This is a genomic window from Kitasatospora sp. NPDC048540, assembly GCF_040651175.1.
Lineage (GTDB): Bacteria > Actinomycetota > Actinomycetes > Streptomycetales > Streptomycetaceae > Kitasatospora.
The window spans coordinates 1-4,894 of the sequence record NZ_JBEZIR010000234.1 but is presented as its reverse complement, the minus strand read 5'-3'; the positions used below and the strand labels follow the sequence as shown (position 1 = coordinate 4,894).

The following is a 4,894-nucleotide window of genomic DNA, read 5'->3' as shown; positions in this document are numbered from 1 at the left end:
CGGCGCAGCCGGCGCGACCTGATGGACATCGTGCGGGACGTGGACGTGCGGGTGGAGCAGCTGTTCACGGCGGCGTACCACGACACCGCGGCGCATGGTCTCTCGGACGGATCATCTCGGACACTCCTGCGACGGTTCCGACGGGTGCGGACGGCGGCAGCGGCAGGGGACCGGTCAGCGGCGGCGCCGCAGCACCGCCCAGACGATCAGCACCCCCGCGGTCAGCCCCGCGCCCAGCAGGTACGGGCTGCGCCGGACGGGCCGCCCGGTCTCCGTCCAGTCCTGGTACGCCGTCGCCGGCTCCCCGTACCGGGCCCGCTCGGCGGCCCACTCGGCGGCCTGCCTGACCCGGCCCAGGCCGGCATCACCGGCGTGCACGGCCGCGGCGGTCACCCGGCCGACCGACTCGCGGGCCCGCTCCAGCAGGGAGTGCTCGTCCTCGGTGGGCGGGTCCGCGGGCGGTGTCGGCCCGACGCCCAACAGGTCCTGGGCGGCCAGGGCGTCCCCGAGCAGCAGCTCCGGGTCGTCCGGTACGGGCGTGCCGAGCCCGGGGTGCACGGCGCTGCCGCGCGCCTCGGGCCCGCTGAGCCGGTCGTCGTCTTCGGGTTTCATCGCTACCAGCCTCCAGTCGGTGCGGGACGGTCTGACTCGGACGCGGCGCACGGTCACGCCGCGCCGCCGCTCGCCTTGCCCGTGAACGACGCGGCAAACCCGGCCACCACCGGTCCACCAGCGGTACGGACGGTCGCAGGCGCCCGAATCACCGGAGCCCCGCCCGGAGAACAGAAGAGCAGCCGCCCCGTTCCGGGCTCGGGCCCGCGCACGCCCTCGGCACGGCCGTCACACCCGGCCGGGCCCCGTGGAACCGGCCCGCCCGGCGACGAGCGGTTCGACCCGCCGCGCCCGGGCAGACGAGCCCGTATGGCGACTGTGCACGAGGAGATCGAACGCAAGTACGACGGCGCCGTGGACCGGCCGCTCACCGCGGCCGAGCTGTCCCACGTCGCGCGCCTGCGCGCCGGGGGCACCGAGAAGCTCGACGCCGTCTACTACGACACCCCCGATCTGCACCTGCTGCGCCGGGGTATCACCCTGCGCCGGCGGACGGGCGGACACGATGCCGGCTGGCACCTGAAGACGCCGGGGCCCGCCGGCAGCCGGACGGAGACCCGGCTGCCCCTCGGATCCGGCGGCAGCCGCAACGGCGACGCCCGTCTACTGCCCGCCGAGCTGGTGGCGCTCACCCGCGCCGACGCCCGGGGCGAGCAGGTGGCCCCGGTGGCCCATCTGCGGACCAGACGCGACCTGACCCTGCTCGTCGACGGCAAGGGCCGCACGCTGGCCGAACTGGCCCGCGACACGGTCTCCGCGGAACTCCTCGGCGCTTCGGCCCGCTCCGACGGCCCTCCCGCCGGGCGGTCCGCCACCACCTGGGTGGAGACCGAGGTCGAGCTGGCCGCCGGGGACCGCGCGCTGCTCGACGAGATCGACGCACGACTGCTCCAACGGGGTCTGCACCACTCGGCGGCCGGGTCCAAGCTCGGCCGCGCCTTGGCGGGTCGCCTGGCGGCCGCGCCGGCCCGCGCCGTACCGAGCCCGGCCGAGCCGTCCGGCGGCGGCGATGCCCCGCCGGGGTCCGTCGGGGCGGCGCTCACCGCCTGCCTGCGGGCCCAGGTCGCCGCGCTGCACGAGCTGGACCCGGCCGTACGGATGGACGAGCCGGACTCCGTGCACCGCATGCGGGTGACCGTCCGGCGGCTGCGCAGTGCGCTGGCCGCGCATCGGCGGATCCTGGACCGGGCTCCGGCCGACCACCTCGACCGTGAACTCCGGCGGCTCGGCAGGGCGCTGGGCGGGGCCCGGGACGCCGAGGTGCTCGCCCGACGTCTCGGAGAGCAGGCGGCGGAGCTGCCGCCCGCCGCCCACCCCGCCGCGGTCGGCGCGGCGATCCGCGCCCGGTTCGAGGTCCGCTACCGGGAGGCGCACCGGGCCGTGCTGCGGGTCATGGACGGGCGCCGCTACTACGCGCTGCTGGACGAGCTGGAGCGGTTCGCCACCCGGCCCCCGCTGAACGGCCGTGCCGGGCGGGGCCGTTCGGAGGCCCGCCGGATGCTGCGCAAGCAGCGGCGGCGCACCGCGCGCCGGCTGCGGACCGCCCTCGCCCTGCCTCCCGGACCGCGGCGCGACCGGGAGCTCCACCGCGCCCGCAAGGCGGCCAAACGCGCCCGGTACGCGGCGGAGAGCGTCAGCCCGCTCGTCGGCGGCCCCGCCGGCCGTACGGTCGACCGGATGAAGCGGATCCAGAAGCCGTTGGGGGCCCACCAGGACGGTGTGATGGGCGAGCGGGCACTCGCCGACCTCGCCGCGGCCACACCGCCGCAGGACGGCGCCGCGGTCTTCGGTCTCGGCGTCCTCTACGCCCGGCAACGGCGGGACGCCCCGCGCCGGGTCGAGCAGGCGGCCGAGGCCGCCGAACGGCTCGAGCACTGACGGCGGGCCCGTACCGCGCCGGACCGCGCCGGACCGACCGGGGCGGGCGGGACGCTCAGTCCGAGGCCGGCCTGAGCAGGTCCTCGACCAGGGTGTCCACCAGGCCGCGGGGGATGCTGGCCCCCGTCAGGGCGCGGTAGACGATCGGGCCGACGAGCGCGTCGATCGTGGCGTCGGGCCCGAGCCTCGGCGCGACCGTCCCGGCCTCGACCGCCCGGGCGAGCATCTCGCGTTCCAGGCCGCGGCGGGGGTCGAGGTAGCGCCGGTGGAAGGTCCTCGCCATGCCGGGGTCGTGCTGTGCCTGGGCAAGAAGGGCCAGGAGGACCTTGCCGGCGGGGTCGCGGGTGATGAATCGGGCGAACCCGCGGAGGTAGGCACGGATGCTCTCCACGGTGGTCCCGTCCGTGGGGACGGGGAGGCGCTTGTCGCTGTCCTCGATGAGCGTGTCGAGCAGGATCTCGGTCTTCGACGGCCACCAGCGGTAGATCGTCTGCTTGGCGACGCCGGCCCGGCGCGCGATGGCCTCGACGGTCAGGGCGCCGAAGCCGTGCTCGACCAGCAGGTCGTCGGCGGCGTGGAGCACGGCCAGCCGTGCGGCTTCGTCGCGCCGGCTGCCGGACCGCGCCCGCGGGGCCGGAGGGTTCGGGGCGGACATGCCGCACACCCTACCCGCCTCGACGGCCGGGCCCCAAACTGGACGCAACGTCTCGTCTAGACGAGACGTTGCGTCTAGTCTGAGCGTCGCCGCACGGTGATTCCGTACGGCGGGTCCACCCCACGGATCCCTCCACAGATCCCCACAGCGAAGGAACGCCCATGTCCGTCTCCGTCACCCCGTACCGCCGCCGGGCACTCGTCATCGGCGCCTCCCGGGGGCTGGGCCTCGTGCTCGCCGATGAACTCGCCCGCCGCGGCTGGCAGGTCATCGCCACCACGCGCAGCGCCGGCACCGAGCTGGACGCGGTGGCCCGCGCCCGCAGCGGGCAGCTGACGATCGAATCCCTGGAGATGACCAGCCCCGACCAGCTTGCGGCGCTCCGCGGACGGTTGGACGGGCACCCTCTCGACCTGCTCTTCGTCAACGCCGCGATCGACCGCGGGAACCTGCCGATCGGCGAGGTTCCGACCGAGATGTTCACCGAGGTCATGGTCACCAACGCGCTGAGCCCGATGCGCGCCCTGGAGGCCCTCCGCGGAGCCGTCGCACCCGGCGGTACGGTGGCGGTGATGTCGTCCGAGCAGGGCAGCATCTCGCTGAACACCGAGGACGGCTACGAGCTCTACAAGGCGAGCAAGGCCGCGCTCAACCAGCTGATGCGCAGCTACGCGACCCGCTACGCCGACGACGGGCGGACCAAGCTGCTCATCGACCCCGGCCACAACCGGACCGAGCTCGGCGGGCCCGACGCGCCCCTCCTCCCCCGGCAGAGCATCCCGGCCGTGGTCGACGTCCTCGAAGCCCAGGCCGGCGCCCCCGGCCTGCGGTTCCTCGACCGCCACGGCGAGACCGTCCCGTGGTGAACCGCCTCGGGCCGAGGCGCCTCACCACGGCCCGGCCCGCTCCGGTCCCGGGCCGTCGGGCCGGTCCGCCCGCCGGGCGGCGGGTCCGACGCCGGCCCGGAGCGCGGCCTTGTGCACGGAGCGCAGCGCGACGAGCAGGAAGCCGATGTCGTCCAGAAGGACGGGATCCGGCAGCAGGTCCACGGGACAGACCAGATAGGCGATGGACGCCCAGAACAGGACCTTCGTCGACATCGGGACACCGGTCGACCGCAGCAGCCTGCGGGCCCGGACCAGCCTGACCACCAGGACGGCCGCGACCGCCAGGGAGGCAACCACGACCGCCCCGGCCAGCCACCAGAACACACCCGTGGCATCCATCCCGACCACCTCCCGCTCCCACACCACTCACTCCCCCGGGCGCCGGCGCCGCAACCCGCGCCGGCGCCCGGCAGCCGGACGGATCAGCCGCGCCGCATACTGCCGCCCGGACCTTCGGCCGGGGGCGGGCCGCCCTCGCCGGTCATCCGGGCCTGCGGCCGGTCGCGGACCGGCGCGTCACCCGGGCCCGCAGCCTGGGCGCTCGAGGCGCCGTCCGGGTACAGCCGCCCCCGCCAGCCGCCGCTCTCCGCACCCCGCTCCTCGATGAAGCCCTTGAACCGCTTCAGGTCGCCCTTGACCTGCCGGTCCAGCACCCCGAGCAGGCCGCCGGCCTTCTCGGCCACGCCGTGCGGCTCGAATTCCATCGCCAGGCTCACCCGGGTGCGGGTGTCGTCGATGCGCCGGAAGGTCACCATGCCCATCTGCTCGACGTCGCCGCCGACGGTGCGCCAGGAGATCCGCTCGTCGGGGAGCTGGTCGATGATCTCGGTGTCGAACTCACGGCGGGCGCCGGCCACCTTGG

The 4,894-nt window shown here is 75.7% G+C and carries 6 protein-coding genes; 2 read left to right on the top strand and 4 right to left on the bottom strand.

Translation table 11 applies throughout. From position 1 onward, the window contains the following. Positions 1-174: 174 nt before the first annotated feature. A complete protein-coding gene (locus AB0D08_RS40195) occupies positions 175-612 on the bottom strand; it encodes a hypothetical protein (RefSeq protein ID WP_359895318.1) in 438 nt (145 codons plus the stop codon). Between the two features lie 309 nt (positions 613-921). On the opposite strand from AB0D08_RS40195, the gene AB0D08_RS40190 reads away from it, so the two are divergent. Continuing rightward, complete coding sequence (locus AB0D08_RS40190; protein ID WP_359895316.1) at positions 922-2,490, top strand: CYTH and CHAD domain-containing protein; 1,569 nt, start codon at positions 922-924, stop codon at positions 2,488-2,490. Between the two features lie 55 nt (positions 2,491-2,545). On the opposite strand, the gene AB0D08_RS40185 is transcribed toward AB0D08_RS40190, so the two are convergent. Next, positions 2,546-3,145, bottom strand: a complete 600-nt coding sequence (locus tag AB0D08_RS40185; protein ID WP_359895314.1) for a TetR/AcrR family transcriptional regulator — start codon at positions 3,143-3,145, stop codon at positions 2,546-2,548. Positions 3,146-3,306: 161 nt separating this feature from the next. On the opposite strand from AB0D08_RS40185, the gene AB0D08_RS40180 reads away from it, so the two are divergent. Beyond that, a complete protein-coding gene (locus tag AB0D08_RS40180; protein ID WP_033826017.1) occupies positions 3,307-4,011 on the top strand; it encodes an SDR family NAD(P)-dependent oxidoreductase in 705 nt (234 codons plus the stop codon). A gap of 21 nt (positions 4,012-4,032) precedes the next feature. On the opposite strand, the gene AB0D08_RS40175 is transcribed toward AB0D08_RS40180, so the two are convergent. Continuing rightward, on the bottom strand, positions 4,033-4,371 hold the full coding sequence (locus AB0D08_RS40175) for a YkvA family protein (RefSeq protein WP_359895311.1): 339 nt from the start codon (positions 4,369-4,371) through the stop codon (positions 4,033-4,035). An 83-nt stretch (positions 4,372-4,454) separates the two neighbouring features. Continuing rightward, a partial coding sequence (locus AB0D08_RS40170) for an SRPBCC family protein (protein ID WP_359895309.1) occupies positions 4,455-4,894 on the bottom strand: 440 nt, incomplete at its 5' end.